The sequence below is a fragment of the Mycolicibacter sinensis genome (assembly GCF_001667945.1).
GTDB lineage: Bacteria > Actinomycetota > Actinomycetes > Mycobacteriales > Mycobacteriaceae > Mycobacterium > Mycobacterium sinense_B.
This window is the reverse complement of record NZ_LZJK01000031.1, coordinates 1-15,483: the sequence shown is the minus strand read 5'-3', so window position 1 is coordinate 15,483 and position 15,483 is coordinate 1. Positions and strand designations below refer to the sequence as shown.

19 protein-coding genes are annotated in these 15,483 nt (G+C 68.2%); 13 read left to right on the top strand and 6 right to left on the bottom strand.

The features are described from left to right. Window positions 1-6 precede the first annotated feature (6 nt). Window positions 7-894, bottom strand: a complete 888-nt coding sequence (locus tag A5694_RS03035; protein ID WP_064920373.1) for a peptidylprolyl isomerase — start codon at window positions 892-894, stop codon at window positions 7-9. A 111-nt stretch (window positions 895-1,005) separates the two neighbouring features. On the opposite strand from A5694_RS03035, the gene A5694_RS03030 reads away from it, so the two are divergent. The 4 genes from A5694_RS03030 to A5694_RS03015 all read left to right on the top strand — a co-directional run bounded on the left by A5694_RS03030 (window position 1,006) and on the right by A5694_RS03015 (window position 4,500). Continuing rightward, complete coding sequence (locus A5694_RS03030; RefSeq protein ID WP_064920435.1) at window positions 1,006-1,683, top strand: MBL fold metallo-hydrolase; 678 nt, start codon at window positions 1,006-1,008, stop codon at window positions 1,681-1,683. After that, a complete protein-coding gene (hisS, locus tag A5694_RS03025) occupies window positions 1,680-2,942 on the top strand; it encodes a histidine--tRNA ligase (protein ID WP_064920372.1) in 1,263 nt (420 codons plus the stop codon). The genes A5694_RS03030 and hisS overlap by 4 nt, the downstream gene beginning before the upstream one ends. 79 nt (window positions 2,943-3,021) lie before the next feature. Further along, window positions 3,022-3,927 (top strand): hypothetical protein, encoded by a 906-nt coding sequence (locus A5694_RS03020; protein ID WP_185746575.1) that lies wholly within the window; start codon window positions 3,022-3,024, stop codon window positions 3,925-3,927. A 42-nt stretch (window positions 3,928-3,969) separates the two neighbouring features. Then, a complete protein-coding gene (locus A5694_RS03015) occupies window positions 3,970-4,500 on the top strand; it encodes a hypothetical protein (RefSeq protein WP_064920371.1) in 531 nt (176 codons plus the stop codon). Between the two features lies 1 nt (window position 4,501). Here A5694_RS03015 and A5694_RS03010 read toward each other — a convergent pair whose 3' ends face one another. Both A5694_RS03010 and A5694_RS03005 read right to left on the bottom strand, forming a co-directional pair. Beyond that, entirely contained in the window at window positions 4,502-4,843 is a 342-nt protein-coding gene (locus tag A5694_RS03010) for a gamma-glutamylcyclotransferase family protein (protein WP_064920370.1), read from the bottom strand. Next, complete coding sequence (locus A5694_RS03005; RefSeq protein ID WP_064920369.1) at window positions 4,840-5,373, bottom strand: helix-turn-helix domain-containing protein; 534 nt, start codon at window positions 5,371-5,373, stop codon at window positions 4,840-4,842. The genes A5694_RS03010 and A5694_RS03005 overlap by 4 nt, the downstream gene beginning before the upstream one ends. A gap of 83 nt (window positions 5,374-5,456) precedes the next feature. On the opposite strand from A5694_RS03005, the gene A5694_RS03000 reads away from it, so the two are divergent. Both A5694_RS03000 and A5694_RS02995 read left to right on the top strand, forming a co-directional pair. Further along, window positions 5,457-6,242 (top strand): aldolase, encoded by a 786-nt coding sequence (locus tag A5694_RS03000; protein WP_064920368.1) that lies wholly within the window; start codon window positions 5,457-5,459, stop codon window positions 6,240-6,242. A gap of 28 nt (window positions 6,243-6,270) precedes the next feature. After that, window positions 6,271-7,143 carry a dihydrodipicolinate synthase family protein gene (locus tag A5694_RS02995; RefSeq protein ID WP_064920367.1) on the top strand — a complete coding sequence of 291 codons (873 nt, stop codon included), beginning with the start codon at window positions 6,271-6,273 and terminating at the stop codon, window positions 7,141-7,143. On the opposite strand, the gene ypfJ is transcribed toward A5694_RS02995, so the two are convergent. Further along, a complete protein-coding gene (gene ypfJ / locus A5694_RS02990) occupies window positions 7,140-8,015 on the bottom strand; it encodes a KPN_02809 family neutral zinc metallopeptidase (protein WP_064920366.1) in 876 nt (291 codons plus the stop codon). The genes A5694_RS02995 and ypfJ overlap by 4 nt on opposite strands. A gap of 489 nt (window positions 8,016-8,504) precedes the next feature. On the opposite strand from ypfJ, the gene A5694_RS02985 reads away from it, so the two are divergent. The 4 genes from A5694_RS02985 to A5694_RS02970 all read left to right on the top strand — a co-directional run bounded on the left by A5694_RS02985 (window position 8,505) and on the right by A5694_RS02970 (window position 10,706). Further along, entirely contained in the window at window positions 8,505-8,804 is a 300-nt protein-coding gene (locus tag A5694_RS02985; RefSeq protein ID WP_064920365.1) for a PE family protein, read from the top strand. 14 nt (window positions 8,805-8,818) lie between these two features. Continuing rightward, window positions 8,819-10,030: a PPE family protein gene (locus A5694_RS02980; RefSeq protein ID WP_064920364.1), complete on the top strand. Its 1,212-nt coding sequence runs from the start codon at window positions 8,819-8,821 to the stop codon at window positions 10,028-10,030. Window positions 10,031-10,110: 80 nt separating this feature from the next. Further along, the gene (locus A5694_RS02975) at window positions 10,111-10,407 is read left to right on the top strand and encodes a WXG100 family type VII secretion target (RefSeq protein WP_013827942.1); all 297 of its coding nucleotides are present in this window, start codon (window positions 10,111-10,113) and stop codon (window positions 10,405-10,407) included. 14 nt (window positions 10,408-10,421) lie between these two features. Beyond that, entirely contained in the window at window positions 10,422-10,706 is a 285-nt protein-coding gene (locus A5694_RS02970; RefSeq protein WP_064920363.1) for a WXG100 family type VII secretion target, read from the top strand. Window positions 10,707-10,782: 76 nt separating this feature from the next. Here the strand turns inward: A5694_RS02970 and A5694_RS02965 are convergent, their stop codons facing one another. Further along, the gene (locus A5694_RS02965; protein WP_064920362.1) at window positions 10,783-11,868 is read right to left on the bottom strand and encodes a hypothetical protein; all 1,086 of its coding nucleotides are present in this window, start codon (window positions 11,866-11,868) and stop codon (window positions 10,783-10,785) included. 110 nt (window positions 11,869-11,978) lie between these two features. Between A5694_RS02965 and aspS the strand changes: the two genes are divergently transcribed. Together aspS and A5694_RS02955 are read left to right on the top strand one after the other, a co-directional pair. Beyond that, the gene (gene aspS / locus A5694_RS02960) at window positions 11,979-13,748 is read left to right on the top strand and encodes an aspartate--tRNA ligase (RefSeq protein ID WP_064920361.1); all 1,770 of its coding nucleotides are present in this window, start codon (window positions 11,979-11,981) and stop codon (window positions 13,746-13,748) included. Between the two features lie 40 nt (window positions 13,749-13,788). Continuing rightward, window positions 13,789-14,196 carry a PaaI family thioesterase gene (locus A5694_RS02955; RefSeq protein WP_064920360.1) on the top strand — a complete coding sequence of 136 codons (408 nt, stop codon included), beginning with the start codon at window positions 13,789-13,791 and terminating at the stop codon, window positions 14,194-14,196. 6 nt (window positions 14,197-14,202) lie between these two features. Here A5694_RS02955 and A5694_RS25050 read toward each other — a convergent pair whose 3' ends face one another. Further along, window positions 14,203-14,544 carry a transglycosylase family protein gene (locus A5694_RS25050; protein WP_082952480.1) on the bottom strand — a complete coding sequence of 114 codons (342 nt, stop codon included), beginning with the start codon at window positions 14,542-14,544 and terminating at the stop codon, window positions 14,203-14,205. Between the two features lie 416 nt (window positions 14,545-14,960). Here A5694_RS25050 and A5694_RS02945 point away from each other — a divergent pair. Next, a partial coding sequence (locus A5694_RS02945; RefSeq protein WP_131809483.1) for a DUF3097 family protein occupies window positions 14,961-15,483 on the top strand: 523 nt, incomplete at its 3' end.

The following is a 15,483-nucleotide window of genomic DNA, read 5'->3' as shown; positions in this document are numbered from 1 at the left end:
GGCGTCCTAGTCGGCGCGCACCGACTTGACGGTCACCGTGGTAACGGGCGGGCCGTCGGTGCCGCCGCCCTGCACGCCGCCCGCGGCGATCTTGTCCAGGGTGGCCAGCCCGTCGTCCTGGATCCGGCCGAACACCGTGTACTGCGGCGGCAGCATCGAATCCCGGTACACCAGGAAGAACTGGCTGCCGTTGGTGCCGGGGCCGGCGTTGGCCATCGCCAGGGTGCCGCGCGGGTAGGTCACCGGCTGCCCGGCCGCGGGGTCGTTCGGCGCGTACTGGTCGGTGGGGTATTCGTTGGCGAACTGATATCCCGGACCGCCGGTGCCGTCACCGGCCGGGTCGCCGCACTGCAGCACGCTGAGCATCGGCGAGGTCGTCAACCGGTGGCATTGGGTGCCGGCGAAGAAGTCCTTGGCGCCCAGGCTGATGAAACTGTTGACGGTGCAGGGGGATTGGGCGTTGTTGAGCATCAAGCCGATCGGTCCCTGGTCGGTCATCATCGACACGCTGACCTCGGCCGGCTCGGTCGGGACCTTGCCGGAGCGCGGCGGCTCGACCGGCTTGCTGGCCGGGCGCGCCGACTTGGGGTACTGGCAGTTGGCGCCGAGGGTGGGTGAGGCGGTGAACTTCGGCAGCTGGCCGGGTTCGCCCGGCGACGCCTCGGAGGAGTCAGCGGCGTCGGTGGTCTCCGACGTCGAGGAGGCGCTGACGCTGCCCGAATCGCCGTCGCCGCGCAGCACCACGAACACCACGCCGGCCACCAGCAGCACGGCCACCACCGCGCCGGCGATCATCAGGATCTGGCGCTGCTTGCGGGCCGCCTCGGCGCGCTGCGCCACCTGCTCATCGAGCTTGCGCTTGGCCTGGGCGCGCCGTTCTTCGTTCGTGGACACCGCCGGATTACCTCCCTGGCTCGCGGGTGAGTCGGCTCTACAGTCTGCCAAAGTCTCACCAGCACCGCCCGCGTCCATGCCGCAACGGCGCGCAATGGGAAACTGGTGCACGTGTTGGTCACCGGATTCCCCGCCGGGATGCTGGCGTGCAACTGCTACGTGCTGGCGCAGCGGCAAGGCGCCGACGCGATCATCGTCGACCCCGGCCAGCGGGCGATGACCCGGCTGCGCCACATCCTCGACGAGAATCGGCTGACGCCGTCGGCGGTGCTGCTCACCCATGGCCACATCGACCACATCTGGTCGGCGCAGAAGGTCTCCGACACCTATGGCTGCCCCACCTACATCCACCCCGAGGACCGATTCATGCTCACCGACCCGCTGCGCTCGCTCGGTACGCTGCCGGGCCAGGCGCTGTTCGGCGCGTTGAGCAAGGTGATGTTCTCCGAGCCCAAGCAGCTGGTCCAGCTGGACCGCGACGGGGACAAGATCGGCCTGGGCGACACCACCGTCACCGTCGATTTCACTCCCGGGCATACCCGCGGCTCGGTGGTCTTTCGGGTCGAGGGCGACGCAGCCGAGGTGGTGTTCAGCGGGGACACCCTGTTCCAGAATTCGGTCGGGCGCACCGATCTGCCCGGGGGCAGTGGCCGTGACCTGCTCACCTCGATCGTGGACAAGCTGCTGTGCCTCGACGATGCGACCGTGGTGCTGCCCGGCCACGGGCCCAAGACCACCATCGGCGCCGAGCGCCGGTTCAACCCGTTCCTAGAAGGGCTCAGTGCGTGAGCACGTTTGCCGCACCCAAAGGGGTGCCCGATTACGTTCCGCCGGCCTCGGCCGGTTTCGTCGCGGTGCGCGACGGGTTGTTGGCGACCGCCCGCCGCGCCGGCTACGGCGACATCGAGTTGCCGATCTTCGAGGACACCGCGTTGTTCGCGCGCGGGGTGGGGGAGTCCACCGATGTGGTGTCCAAGGAGATGTACACCTTCGCCGACCGCGGCGACCGTTCGGTGACGCTGCGCCCCGAGGGCACGGCCGGGGTGGTGCGGGCGGTGATCGAGCACGGGCTGGACCGCGGCCAGCTGCCGGTCAAACTCTGTTACTCGGGGCCGTTCTTCCGCTACGAGCGTCCCCAGGCCGGCCGGTACCGGCAGCTGCAGCAGGTCGGGGTGGAGGCGATCGGGGTCGACGATCCGGCGCTGGACGCCGAGGTGATCGCGGTCGCCGATGCCGGGTTCCGCTCGCTGGGCCTGGACGGCTTCCGGCTGGAGATCACCTCGCTGGGCGACGACACCTGCCGGCCGGCGTACCGGGAGCTGTTGCAGCAGTTCCTGTTCGGGCTCGACCTCGACGAGGAGACCCGCCGGCGCGCGCAGCTCAACCCGCTGCGGGTGCTCGACGACAAACGCCCGCAGGTGCGGGAGATGACCGCCGACGCGCCGGTGATGCTCGATCACCTCTCGACGGGCGCCAAGGCACATTTCGAGACCGTGCTGGCGCACCTGGAGGCGCTGGGCGTGCCCTATGTGGTCAACCCGCGGATGGTGCGCGGCCTGGACTACTACACCAAGACCACCTTCGAATTCGTGCACGACGGGTTGGGCGCGCAGTCCGGGATCGGCGGCGGCGGCCGCTACGACGGGCTGATGCGCCAGCTCGGAGGCCAAGACTTGTCGGGGATCGGTTTCGGGCTGGGCGTGGACCGCACCCTGCTGGCGCTGGCCGCCGAGGGCAAGGCGGTGGGGCAGAGCACCCGCTGCGACGTGTTCGGGGTGGGGCTTTCCGAGGCGGCCAAACTGCGGTTGGCGGTGCTGGCCGGCCGGTTGCGGGCCGCCGGCGTGCGGGTGGACCTGGCCTACGGCGATCGCGGGCTCAAGGGCGCGATGCGCGCCGCCGACCGCTCCGGCGCGGTGATCGCGCTGGTCGCCGGTGACCGCGACCTGGAGGCCGGCACCATCGGCATGAAGAACCTGGCCACCGGGGAGCAGGTCGACGTGCCGGTCGACAACGTGGTGGACGAGGTCCTGCGCCGAATGTCGCCTTGATGCACGGTTATCCACAGAAAGCGTGACATAAGCCGACTCTCGGAAGCGGGATGGCGGCCTGAGGCGTCACTGTGACCCCGTGAGGGAATCGGGGTGGCCGTTCGTCGGCACCGAAGCGCTGGCATCGGGCTACGCCACCAGGCGGACGTTGCGCAGCCGGCACCAGATGATCTACCGCAACGTCTACCTGCCGAACGGCGAGGAGCTCACCCCCGTCACCCGCGCGGTGGCCGGTTGGCTGTGGTCGGGCCGAACCGCTACGGTGGCCGGGCTCTCTGCCGCGGCGTTGCATGGGTCGCGGTGGTTGGATGCCCGGCTGCCCGCGGAACTCAACCGGGTCGCCGCCGCTGAAGCCGACGGGATCGTCATACGCCGAGAGCGGTTGGGCGCCGATGAAACATGCTTGGTCCAGGGCATACCGACCACCACGGTCGCGCGCACCGCGTTTGACATCGGGCGTCGGAAACCGTTGACGACCGCCGTCATTCGTCTCGATGCCCTGGCCAATGCCACCGGGCTCAGGTCGGGGGAGATCGCCCTGGTGTGCGAAAGCCATGGCGGGGCTCGTGGCGTGGTGCAGTTGCGGCGCGCGATGGCGTTGATGGACGGGGGCGCGGAATCTCCGCAGGAAACCCGGACACGGCTGCTGCTCGTTCGCGGTGGGCTGCCACCGCCCACTACCCAGATTCTGGTCCGCGACGAATTCGGACGTCCGTTCGCCCGCATCGACATGGGCTGGCCCGAATATCGGGTCGGCGTGGAGTTCGACGGGGCACAACATTGGACTGACCCGCGGCAGCGGACCGCCGATATCGACCGCTATGCGGGGTTGGCCGCGCGCGGCTGGGTGATCGTGCGGGTCAGCAGCGGTCTGCTCCGGGATCGGCCTGGGGTGGTGCTCGCACGGGTGCGCGCTGCGCTGCGGGCGGCCGGTTACACCGCGCCGAGTGTCGACGTGTTGCACGCTCAACGGCTCGGAGCGTGACAAAACTCGACGCTCGCCGGCCCTCCGGTAGCGTTGCGCGGTATGACGACCATGCGAAACCTGACAGCCGGGCTCGGAACGGCGGTGCTGTTGGCAGCCGCCGGACTTGTGGCCAGCCAGGCGACGGCAGTGGCGGATCCAGAGCCCACGGCGCCGTCCACGGCCGAAACCCCGGCTGAAACGCCGTCGGCAGCCCCGGCCGAAAGCCCGACGGAGCCGTCGGCCGAGGCGCCTAAGAAGGGCGCCACCGGCGGTCACGAGGTCACCTACACCATCACCGCCACCAGCGACCTGACCGGCAACATCTCCTACATCAAGACCGATCCGCCGAGCATGGCGGCCTACAACGCCCGCTCCTCGGAGTACCTCGAGACCGTCCGCGTGCCGATCAGCGGGGGACAGCCGCTGGTCTACACCACCACGTTGGCTGACCCGAACCAGTGGGCGCTGGTCACCGCCAGTGGGGGCTTGAGGATCAACCCCGAGTTTCACTGTGAGATCACCGTCGACGGCGAAGTGGTGGTGTCCCAGCAGGGCGGCAGCGGCGTGACCTGCTCGACGCGCCCCTGGTAGCTCAGTCGGCGAACACGTACACCCAAGCCTGTGCCCCGGAACGCAGCGGCACCGAGATCCGCCGGTAGGCGTCGACTTCGTAGTCGTCGGCGGCGGCCAGCTCGGCGGTGCTGATGGCGAACACCGTGCCGTCAACATGGGCGTCGGGTGCCTGAGACGGGCGCAGGATCGGATGCCGGTCGCTGCCGCTGACGGCCACCACCTCCGGGTCGGTGATCGTCACGAAGTCGAGCTCATAGCCGATGATCGCGTCGGTGCGGCCGTCGAGTTCGCGTCCGAAGATGCTGCGCTGCACCTCGGGCTGGCGCAGCGTGCCGTAGGAGAACAGCAGTTCGGTGCTCACCGCGCGGTGCCGGCTTCGTCCGCGGCGACGACGACGACCTCGGCCGGTTCGCTGCCCACCGTGCGCAGACGGTGGCTGATCGAGGCGTCGAAGTAGGCGCTGTCGCCGGCCGTCAGGGTCCAGGTCGCATCGCCGAACTCCAATTCCACGGTTCCACTGTGCACGAAGACGAACTCCTGTCCGCCGTGTACCGGATGGCCGTCGTGGGTGGCGCGCCCGGTGGGACGAACCACGAACGGAGACATCGACTTTCCCAGCATTCCCGAGGCCATCGCCCGGTAGCGTTGCCGGTCGGTGCTGCGGTCGGCGGCGCGGTCCACGGCGATCTTGTCCTCGTCACCGCGCTCGGAGAACAATTGCGCCACATCGACATCCAGGGCCTGGGCCACCTTGATGGCCGTCGCGATCGACGGTGTGCTGCGGCTGCGTTCGATCTTGGACAGATAGCTCTTGGTCAGCCCGGTCCGCTCGGCGAGGCCCTCGAGAGTCAACCCCCGCTGCTTGCGGACGGTGCGCAACAGTGCCGTCATGAAGCCATGATGACATACGATGATGACACAAAGTGTCCTATCAGGTAGCGTAGTGTCATAGCCGTCCGCATCGAGGAGCTGCCATGGGTACCACCTTCGACGATTCCAAATCCGAGCTGATGCAGCGCGCCGAGCGCCGGTTCGCCGAGAACTTCGGCCAAGACGGCTGGTCCACCCGCCAGAAATTGGCGCTGACCTGCCGGGCGCTGTTCGACCGCGGCCACGACTCGGGCCTGGCCGGGCAGATCACCGCCCGCGCCGAGGCGCCCGGCACCTACTACACCCAGCGCCTCGGCCTGGGCTTCGACGAGATCACCGACGCCAACCTGCTTCTTGTCGACGAAGATCTCAACGTCCTCGACGGTGAAGGAATGGCCAACCCCGCCAACCGATTCCACAGCTGGATCTACCGGGCACGCCCCGACGTGCAGTGCATCGTGCACACCCATCCGTTTCACGTGGCCGCGCTGTCGATGCTGGAGACCCCGCTGGTGGTCTCGCACATGGACACCACGCCGCTGTATGACGACTGTGCGTTCCTGCCGAGCTGGCCGGGAGTACCGGTCGGCAACGAGGAGGGCGAGATCATCTCGGCGGCCCTCGGCGACAAGAAGGCGATCCTGTTGGCGCACCACGGTCAGATCGTGGCCGGAGCCAGCGTGGAGGAAGCCTGTTCACTGGCGGTGCTGATCGAGCGCGCCGCCGCGCTGCAGCTGGCCGCCATGGCCGCCGGGACCATCAAGGAACTCCCCGAAACGCTGGCCCGCGAAGCCCACGACTGGACCCTGCTACCCAAGCGCAGCGCCGCCAATTTCGCCTACTACGCGCGCCGCGCACTGGCGGCTCACCCCGACGCAATCACCCGCTAGACGATCACCCAGAGATAAGGAGCATCCCGTGGCAGCACCGTTGCACGGCGTCATCGGCTACCCGGTAACGCCTTTCAACGACGGCGGTATCGACACCGCGGTCTTGACCACCGTCATCGGCCGTCTCGTCGACGCCGGCGTGCACGCCATCGCCCCGCTGGGCAGCACCGGTGAACTCGCCTATCTCAGCGAACGCGAGTTCGACGCATGCGTCGACGCGTCGGTCGCGGCGGTCGCCGGACGGCTGCCGGTGCTGGTCGGCGTGTCGGACCTGACCACCGCGACGACGGTGCGCCGCGCCCGCTACGCCGCGCAGGCCGGCGCCGACGCGGTGATGATCGCCCCGGTGTCGTACTGGACGCTGTCCGAGCGGGAGATCACCGCCCACTATGCGGCGGTGTCCGAGGCCGTCGACATCGACATCGTCGCTTACAACAACCCGGCTACCTCCGGCGTGGACATGAGCCCGGAGCTGTTGGTGGGCATGTTCGAGCGCATCGAGCACGTCACCATGGTCAAGGAGTCCACCGGGGACCTGACCCGGATGTTGCGCATCGCCAAGCTGTCCGACGGGCGCCTGCCCTTCTTCAACGGGAGCAACCCGCTGGTGCTCGACGCGCTGCGCGCCGGGGCCGCCGGCTGGTGCACCGCGGCGCCCAACCTGCGGCCGACGGCGTGCCTGGACCTCTACACCGCGGTCACCACAGGCGAGCTGGACACCGCCCAGGCGCTCTACGACGACTTGAAGCCGCTGCTGGAGTTCATCGTCGCCGGCGGGCTGGCCACCACGGTCAAGGCCGGTTTGGAGTTGCTCGGCGTGCCGGCCGGTCCGCCGCGGCGCCCGCTGCTGCCGCTCGACGATGCGGGCCGCGCCGAACTGCGCAGGTTGCTGGCGCTTTAACCCAGGTCTGCGGCGGCGAAGGTGTCGCACTGATTGGGGTCACCGGTCTGGTAGCCGACGGTGAACCAGTGCTGGCGCTGCGCCGACGCGCCGTGGGTCCAGGACTCCGGGTTGACCCGGCCGGTGGCCGCCTGCTGGATGCGGTCATCGCCCACCGACGACGCCGCCGACAGCGCATCGCGGATGTCCTGGTCGGTCAACGGCTTGAGGAACGGCACGCCGGTGCTCTGCTGCTTGGTCACCGACGCGTAATGCGCCCACACCCCGGCGTAGCAGTCGGCCTGCAGTTCGGTGCGCACTCCGGCGCCGGTCGCGCCCTGCGCGCCGTGCTGGGCCCGCCCGAGAACGCCGCGCAGGTTCTGCACGTGGTGGCCGAACTCGTGGGCCACCACATACTCCTGCGCCAGCGGCCCGCTGCTGGAGCCGAACTGGTCGACGAGGACCTGGAAGAAGTCGGTGTCGAAGTAGGCGGTCTGGTCGACGGGGCAGTAGAACGGCCCGACGGCACTGCTGGCGACCCCGCAGCCGGTGCTGGTCTGCCCGCTGAACAGCTGCACCTGTGGGCGGCGGTAGCCGCGGAACAGCTCCGACCACACCGCGTCGACCGAATTGGCGGTGGCCACCACCCGGCACTGCACGTACTTATTGGCATCCGCGCCGGTGCGGCACTTGCTGAGATCGAAGCCCGGCGCCGTGTACTGCCCGCGGTCCACCGGCTGCTGGCTGAGCACATCGCCGGGATCGGCCCCCAGCAGCAGCGCCAGCACCATGATCACCAGCCCGGCGACCCCACCGCCGATCGCGATCCCGCGACCGGCCCCGCCCGATGAGGTGGTGCTGGTATCGATCTGCATGCCTTCGTTGAAGGTCATCGCACGCTCCGTCGGATCATCCGTAGGTTCACTGGTGGCCGGCTGACCGTTTGCGGGCTGGCGAGCCGACCCTAGCTTCGCACAACCGAACCGGTCGCCTGGGCCGGTTGCAGGCGGTTGACCCGGACAAATCCGGGGCACGTGGCTAAGTGAAGACAGCGTTGTCTGACCAGTTCCCAAACCTTTACTGAATGTTTGTCGCCGTGCTGTACCACGTGCTGGTACCGGTGTTACGTTCTGCTTCCGGCTGCAGTGGGACCACACCCGCAACGGCCGCCACAGCTATCTGGAGAGGTTGCCCGATCGTGAACACGCCGGCTCATCCCGTAGCGCCAGGACGGCGCCGCGCGGGCTTGAGCTGTCGGTCGCATCGGCAACCAAAGCTTTATCAGACCGTTATTACACGGGTCGGCTAGAGTGACGTGCGTCAACTGCTGACACAGACTTCGATCGCGTAACACCACATCGCTTCAGGTTCCAGGAGGAAAGATGTCATTCGTAACCGCTCAGCCGGAGGTTCTGACGGCGGCTGCGGGCAGCTTGTCGGGAATCGGTGACTCTATGACCGCGGGAATGGCCGCCGCGGCCGCGCCCACCACCGGTGTGGTGCCCCCTGCCGCCGACATGGTGTCGGCGATGACTGCTGCTCAGTTCGCCACCCACGCACAGCTGTTCCAGCAGGTCAGTGCCCAGGCTGCGGCGGTTCACCAGCAGATCGTGGCCACTTTGAGCGGGAACTCCAACGCCTACGCCCTCACCGAGGCTGCCAACGCCGCTGCGGCCGGCTGAGTCGGGGCGCGTCGATGAGCTTCAGTATGTTCCCGCCGGAGATCAACTCCGGCTTGATATATACCGGGCCGGGTTCGGAGTCGCTGCTTGCGGCGGCGACAGCCTGGACGAACCTGGCAGCCGAACTCTCGACGTCGGCGACGGCCACCCAGTCGGTGGTGACCAACCTGGGGTCGACGTGGACCGGGATGGGTTCGGCGGCGGCGACGTCTGCGGTTGCGCCCTATGTGGCCTGGCTGGAGCAGGCGTCGGCGAACGCCACCCAGAACGCGGCATTGGCCACCCAGGCGGCCGCACTGTTCGAGGCGGCCAGGTCCGCATCGGTTCCGCCGCCGGTGATCGCGGCGAACCGGGCGATGCTGCTGGCATTGATCTCGACCAACTTCTTCGGGCAGAACACCCCCGCGATCGCAGCGACCGAGGCGCAGTACGAGGCGATGTGGGCGCATGACGGCGCCGCGATGGACACCTACAACGCGTCGGCCCAGGCCAACAACAATCTGATGCAGGTCCAGTCCTCGCCGCCGAACTCGGCGCAGGCGACGCAGGCCGGGCCGGCCGAGGGCGGCCCGCTGCCCGGCGACCCCTCCGGCGGTAACACAGGCACCGGCGGCTACAACCTCGGCACCGTCGGCGGGCTGCTCGATGCGGCCGGTATCGACCAGGCGACGGCCGAGGCGCTGGGTATCCCCGGAAAGGTTCTTGACACCTCGATCAACTCGCTGACCTCGCCACTGACGATGGGCACGTCGTTCGGCATGATGGCGATGCGCATGCTGATGATGCTGCCGCAGCTCGCCCGCTTGGGCGCGATCGGCGGAACGAGCGCTCTGGCCGGACAGACCGCCGGAGCCAGCGGCGCGGGAACCCTGATGACCCAGATCGGCGACTTCGTCAACGACAAGCTGCAGGGCGCGGTCGGCGTGCTGGCCGGCCATTTCACGTCGGCCACCAACGCGATCTCCGCCAAGCTCGGCCAGGCCGCCTCGATGGGCGCGCTGAAGGTGCCGCAGGCCTGGTCGATGGCTGCCGACGGCATGGTCCGTGCCGCCCCGGTGCTGCCGTCCACCACAGTCAGCGCGCCCATTCAGACCATGTCGGCGTCGTCGGGTCTGCCCGGTGGCCCGTTCGGCAACGCGCTGATGGGCGCGATGGCCGGACGCGGTCTCGGAGCGGTCGCCGCCAAGGCCCCCAAAGTTATGCCCCGTTCGCCGGCCGGCGGGTAACGGAAGGGGCCTGAACAGACGTGTCCGCCGGGCCGCCGCCCGGCACCACAACGAATTCCGAGCAAGAAGGAGAAATTTTCATGGCAACACGTTTTATGACCGATCCGGACGCGATGCGGGCGATGGCGGGGCGTTTTGATGTGCACGCCCAGACGGTCGAGGATGAGGCCCGGCGGATGTGGGCGTCGTCGACCAACATCTCCGGTGCGGGCTGGGGTGGTCTGGCCGAGCGGACCTCGATGGACACCATGGGTCAGATGCAGACGGCGTTTCGCAACATCGTCAACATGCTGCACGGGGTGCGCGATGGTCTGATTCGCGACGCGAACCACTACGAGCAGCAGGAAGCTGCTTCCCAGCAGATCCTGTCGAGCTAGAAGGAGACCCACAGATGAGCATTAACTACCAGTTCGGTGATGTGGATGCCCACGGTGCGTTGATCCGCGCCCAGGCCGCTTCGTTGGAGGCCGAGCACCAGGCGATCGTGCATGACGTGCTGGCTGCCGGGGACTTCTGGGGTGGCGCGGGTTCGGTGGCCTGCCAGGAGTTCGTGGCCCAGCTCGGCCGCAACTTCCAGGTCATCTACGAGCAGGCCAACGCCCACGGTCAGAAGGTGCAGAGCGCCGGCAACAACATGGCCAACACCGACGCCTCCGTCGGCTCCAGCTGGGCCTGACAAAGCCTGAACACAAGCGAGAACCGGCGCAGCCTGCAGGCTGCGCCGGTTCTTGCGTTGGGGCCGTTGGGGCGGCTTAGCCGCCGGCCGTCGGTATTGACGCGCACCCGCCCAGCACCGTGGTGGACAGGAACGTCGCGGCATTGGCCAGATAGTTGTCCGACGGATCGTAGGTCGGCAGCGACAGCACGAACGCCCGCCGATACTGCGCCGAGAGCTCCGCGAAATCCTGCAGCGTGGGATTGTTGCTGCGGCGGCCCAGCTGCTGCATCTTGTTGGCCAGACTGATCATCACCGGGCCGACCGCCAGGTTGATCGCCTTCTGCTGGGGGTTCCAGTAGGTCGCCGGGATGCTCGGATCGATCTCCGTCCACTCGGCGGTGTCGGTGCCGAATTTGTCCAGCGCCGCCTTCCAATCCGCACACACCGGGTTGGGCCCGGTCAGGTAGCGCTGCGGATTGGTCGGGTTACCCGGCGAGGCGGTCTTGGTGGGCGTGGACTGGGCTTCGACCAGCGGCGCGCGGGTCGCCGCCGATCCGTTGTTGGCGGCCGCGCAGATCGCGGCCAACGCCGATGCCGCGCTGTGGGCGGTACCGGCCAGCGCGGCGTCGCGTTCGGTGTAGGTGGGGATGTGCTCGACGAAAGCACGGGCGTAGGCGATGAACTGCTCGTAGAGTTCACGCATCACCCGATGGGGCGTGAGCTTCACCAGCCCGACGGTCTGTGCGGCGGCGTTGCGTACCACTTGCCCGGCGGCCAGGTACTCCTTCTTCTGTTCGTCGTTCCACGCCGAGGCCGGGATCGACTGATCGCGCTCGTTCCATTTGCCGTGCCCCAGCAGCGACAGCGTGCTCGACAGGTTGCCGCTGATCGAACTCCACGCGGTGCAACTGGGGTCGCTGATAATGATCGCGACCGGCCCGGTGTCGTCGGCGCTGGCGATGCCTGAGGACGCGGCGTTGCGGCTGGAGCCCGCGCCATCCAACGAACCCTTGCCGGGGTCACCGCCGAGCAGCACCACCCCGACCAGCACCAGGGCCACCACAGCGAGCACGACCACGGCGGCCAGCCCCCATTTGAGGCTGTTGGTCTGCTTTGGGGTGGCGTCGTCGTCGTCCTCGTCGTCGTAGTCGAAGTCGACGTCATCGGTGCCATTGGTCACAGTGAGCCAGCTTAGAGCACCGACCGGCGCGGGGCAGGGCTGCGCGATGCCTCTAGACTTGGCGACGCTCGAACCGTTATCTGAACTGTCCTGACACCAGGGGGTATTTCGTGCTGCGCAGCCACGACGCCGGCTCGTTGCGGGCTACCGACGCCGGGCGCAGCGTCACACTGGCCGGCTGGGTGGCGCGCCGACGCGACCATGGCGGAGTCATTTTCATCGATCTGCGCGACGCCTCGGGAGTGGCGCAGGTGGTGTTTCGGGATGCGGCGGTGCTCGAGCAAGCCCACCGGCTGCGTGCCGAGTTCTGCGTTGCGATCACCGGCGTCGTCGAAGTGCGACCGGCCGGCAACGAAAACCCGGACTTGCCGACCGGAGCCATCGAGGTCAACGCGGTAGAGCTGACGGTGCTCAACGAGGCTGCGCCGCTGCCGTTCCAACTCGACGAGTCGGCCGGTGAAGAAGCCCGGCTGCGCCACCGCTACCTGGATCTGCGTCGCGAAGACGGCCCCGGCGCGGCACTGCGACTGCGTTCCAAGGCCAACGCGGCGGCCCGCGCCGTGCTCGCCGAGCATGACTTCATCGAGATCGAAACCCCGACCCTGACCCGCTCCACCCCGGAGGGTGCCCGCGACTTCCTGGTGCCGGCGCGGCTGCAGCCCGGCTCGTTCTATGCGCTGCCGCAGAGTCCGCAGCTGTTCAAGCAGCTGCTGATGGTGGCCGGCATGGAGCGCTACTACCAGATCGCCCGTTGCTACCGCGACGAGGACTTCCGCGCCGACCGCCAGCCGGAGTTCACCCAGCTGGACCTGGAGATGAGCTTCGTCGACGCCGAGGACGTGATCGGCATCGCCGAACAGGTGCTCAAGGCGCTGTGGGCGCTGATCGGCTACGACCTGCCGACGCCGTTGCCCCGGATGACCTACACCGACGCCATGCGCCGGTTCGGCTCCGACAAGCCCGACCTGCGTTTCGGCCTTGAACTGGTGGAGTGCACAGAGTTCTTCTCCGACACCACCTTCCGGGTCTTCCAGGCCCCGTACGTGGGTGCGGTCGTCATGCCCGGCGGGGCGTCGCAGCCGCGCCGGACGCTGGACGGCTGGCAGGAGTGGGCCAAACAGCGCGGCGCCAAGGGCCTGGCGTACGTGCTGGTGGGCGAGGGCGGAGAGCTGTCCGGACCGGTGGCCAAGAACCTGACCGACGCTGAGCGTGCCGGGCTGGCCGGGCACGTGGGTGCCGCGCCGGGGGACTGCATCTTCTTTGCGGCCGGGCCGGCCAAAGCATCCCGGGCGCTGCTGGGCGCGGCCCGCGGTGAGATCGCCCGGCGCCTGGACCTGATCGACCCGAACGCGTGGGCGTTCACCTGGATCGTCGACCCGCCGCTGTTCGAGCCCGCCGACGACGCCACCGCGGCCGGTGATGTCGCCGTCGGCTCCGGTGCCTGGACCGCGGTGCACCACGCCTTCACCTCGCCCAAGCCCGAACACGTCGACCGTATCGAGTCCGATCCGGGGGCGGTGCTGGCCGACGCCTACGACGTCGTCTGCAACGGCAACGAGATCGGCGGCGGCTCGATCCGTATCCACCGCCGCGATGTTCAGCAGCAAGTCTTCAAGGTGATGGGCATCAACGCAGACGAGGCAGCCGAAAAATTCGGATTCCTGTTGGACGCCTTCAGTTTCGGTGCGCCGCCGCACGGCGGGCTGGCGTTCGGCTGGGACCGGGTGGTGGCGCTGCTGGCCGGGGTGGAGTCGATCCGCGAAGTCATCGCGTTCCCGAAGTCCGGCGGTGGCATCGACCCGCTGACCGACGCCCCGGCGCCGATCACCGCCCAGCAGCGCAAAGAGGCCGGGATCGACGCGGCGCCCCAGCCGCGCTGAAACGCCGACACGGCGCAGCGGTGTCCGTCAGGCTGAGCGGATGGACTCCGCTGAATTCGCGCGCCTGGTCGTCGCCAACATGCCGTTCGCGGCGGCGCTGGACATCGACATCACCGAACTGACCCCCCAACAGGTGATCGCCACGATGGCCTGGGCGCCAGAGCGCTGCACCACCGGCGGCATCCTGCACGGGGGAGCGCTGATGGCGTTCGCCGACACCGTCGGGGCGGTGTGCGCGGTGGCCAATCTGCCTCAGGGTGCCAGCACCTCGACGATCGAATCGAAAACCAATTTCTTCCGGGCGGTACGCGAGGGCACTGTCACGGCGAGCAGCCTCCCGCTGCACGTCGGGCGCACGACGATCGTCGTGCAAACCGACCTGACCGACGAGCACGGCAAGCTGGTCGCCCGGGTCACCCAGACCCAGGCGGTCCTGGCGCCGAAGTAGCCGGTCTCACCAGAACGGTTTGAGCAGCTGACGCATCGCCGGGGGCACCCAGCCCTTCACCGATGACGGGAATACCCGTCCCGGACCGCATTTGGGCCAGGCGTATGGTCCCTGCTCATCCAGGACCCGATTGGCCACGGCGATCTGTTCTTCCCGCGAGGCCTTCGACGGCAACCCGACCCCGCCGAACGCGCGCCAGGTCGACGGCTTGAACTGCAATCCGCCGTAGAAACCGTTGCCGGTATCTGCGGCCCAGTTACCGCCGGACTCGCATTGTGCAACCGCATCCCAGCCCAGCATGTTGGCGTCCGCGTGGGCGACGCCCGCCGATGCCAGCAACGCCCCCATGATCCCCCCGGTGACCAGCCCGGATGCCGCCCATACGAGGTGCCGCGTGCCGCGCTGCACGACACGCCGTGCCGTGTTCCGGTGCATATCACAACCTCCGTGATAGTTGTCTATCAGTGAGGTTCACGAGCATAACGCGATAAATGATGTAATTGCACATTTTGGCGGCCTAACGATGCAAATGAGTTTGTTGTTATTAGATGAGGTAATAGTAAGTTAGGGTGACAAGAGTTATTCAAGTTGTAATTGTTACGTATGTTGCGAGAGATCTCTTAGAAATTTAGAGAACCTTGAATGAATTGCCGCTTGGGGACGCGCCATCCCTCCCCGCGAGACGGAATCTCACGACGAGACGCGCCGGAATCACGTCGCCAGGTTCCGACTCGCGGGAGCCCCGTCCGCCTAAGCTGCCTCGGGTGGCAGACCGCTATGGAACCGACATCCTCGCCGACAACCCGCACCGCACCCGCAAGGTGCGTTCCACCGAGGTCCCGGTGCAGCGCGGCATGGTGGTCGAAGACGCCCAGACCGGTTACGTCGGCGCCGTGGTGCGGGTGGAATACGGCCGCATCCAGCTCGAAGACCGCCACGGCCGCACCCGTGGCTTCCCGCTCGGCCCGGGCTACCTGATTGACGGCAAACCGGTGATCCTGACCGAACCGCGGCCGGCCGCACCGAAGGCGCCCGCGCGCACCGCCTCGGGCTCGGTGGCGGTGCCCGGCGCCCGCGCCAAGGTGGCGCTGGCCAGCCGGATCTATGTCGAGGGCCGCCACGACGCCGAGCTGGTCGAGCAGGTCTGGGGCGACGACCTGCGCATCGAGGGCGTAGTGGTCGAATACCTCGGCGGCATCGACGATCTGACCGGCATCGTGGCCGAATTCCAGCCCGGACCGGGCCGGCGGCTCGGCGTGCTGGTCGACCACCTGGTCGCGGGCTCCA

Coding starts and splice junctions, on each gene's coding strand:
- A5694_RS03015 (WP_064920371.1), top strand. CDS start 3,970: ATGACGACCATGCGAAACCTGACAGCCGGGCTCGGAACGGCGGTGCTG.
- A5694_RS03005 (WP_064920369.1), bottom strand. CDS start 5,373: ATGACGGCACTGTTGCGCACCGTCCGCAAGCAGCGGGGGTTGACTCTC.
- A5694_RS03000 (WP_064920368.1), top strand. CDS start 5,457: ATGGGTACCACCTTCGACGATTCCAAATCCGAGCTGATGCAGCGCGCC.
- ypfJ (WP_064920366.1), bottom strand. CDS start 8,015: ATGACCTTCAACGAAGGCATGCAGATCGATACCAGCACCACCTCATCG.
- A5694_RS02985 (WP_064920365.1), top strand. CDS start 8,505: ATGTCATTCGTAACCGCTCAGCCGGAGGTTCTGACGGCGGCTGCGGGC.
- A5694_RS02980 (WP_064920364.1), top strand. CDS start 8,819: ATGAGCTTCAGTATGTTCCCGCCGGAGATCAACTCCGGCTTGATATAT.
- A5694_RS02975 (WP_013827942.1), top strand. CDS start 10,111: ATGGCAACACGTTTTATGACCGATCCGGACGCGATGCGGGCGATGGCG.
- A5694_RS02970 (WP_064920363.1), top strand. CDS start 10,422: ATGAGCATTAACTACCAGTTCGGTGATGTGGATGCCCACGGTGCGTTG.
- A5694_RS02955 (WP_064920360.1), top strand. CDS start 13,789: ATGGACTCCGCTGAATTCGCGCGCCTGGTCGTCGCCAACATGCCGTTC.
- A5694_RS25050 (WP_082952480.1), bottom strand. CDS start 14,544: ATGGGGGCGTTGCTGGCATCGGCGGGCGTCGCCCACGCGGACGCCAAC.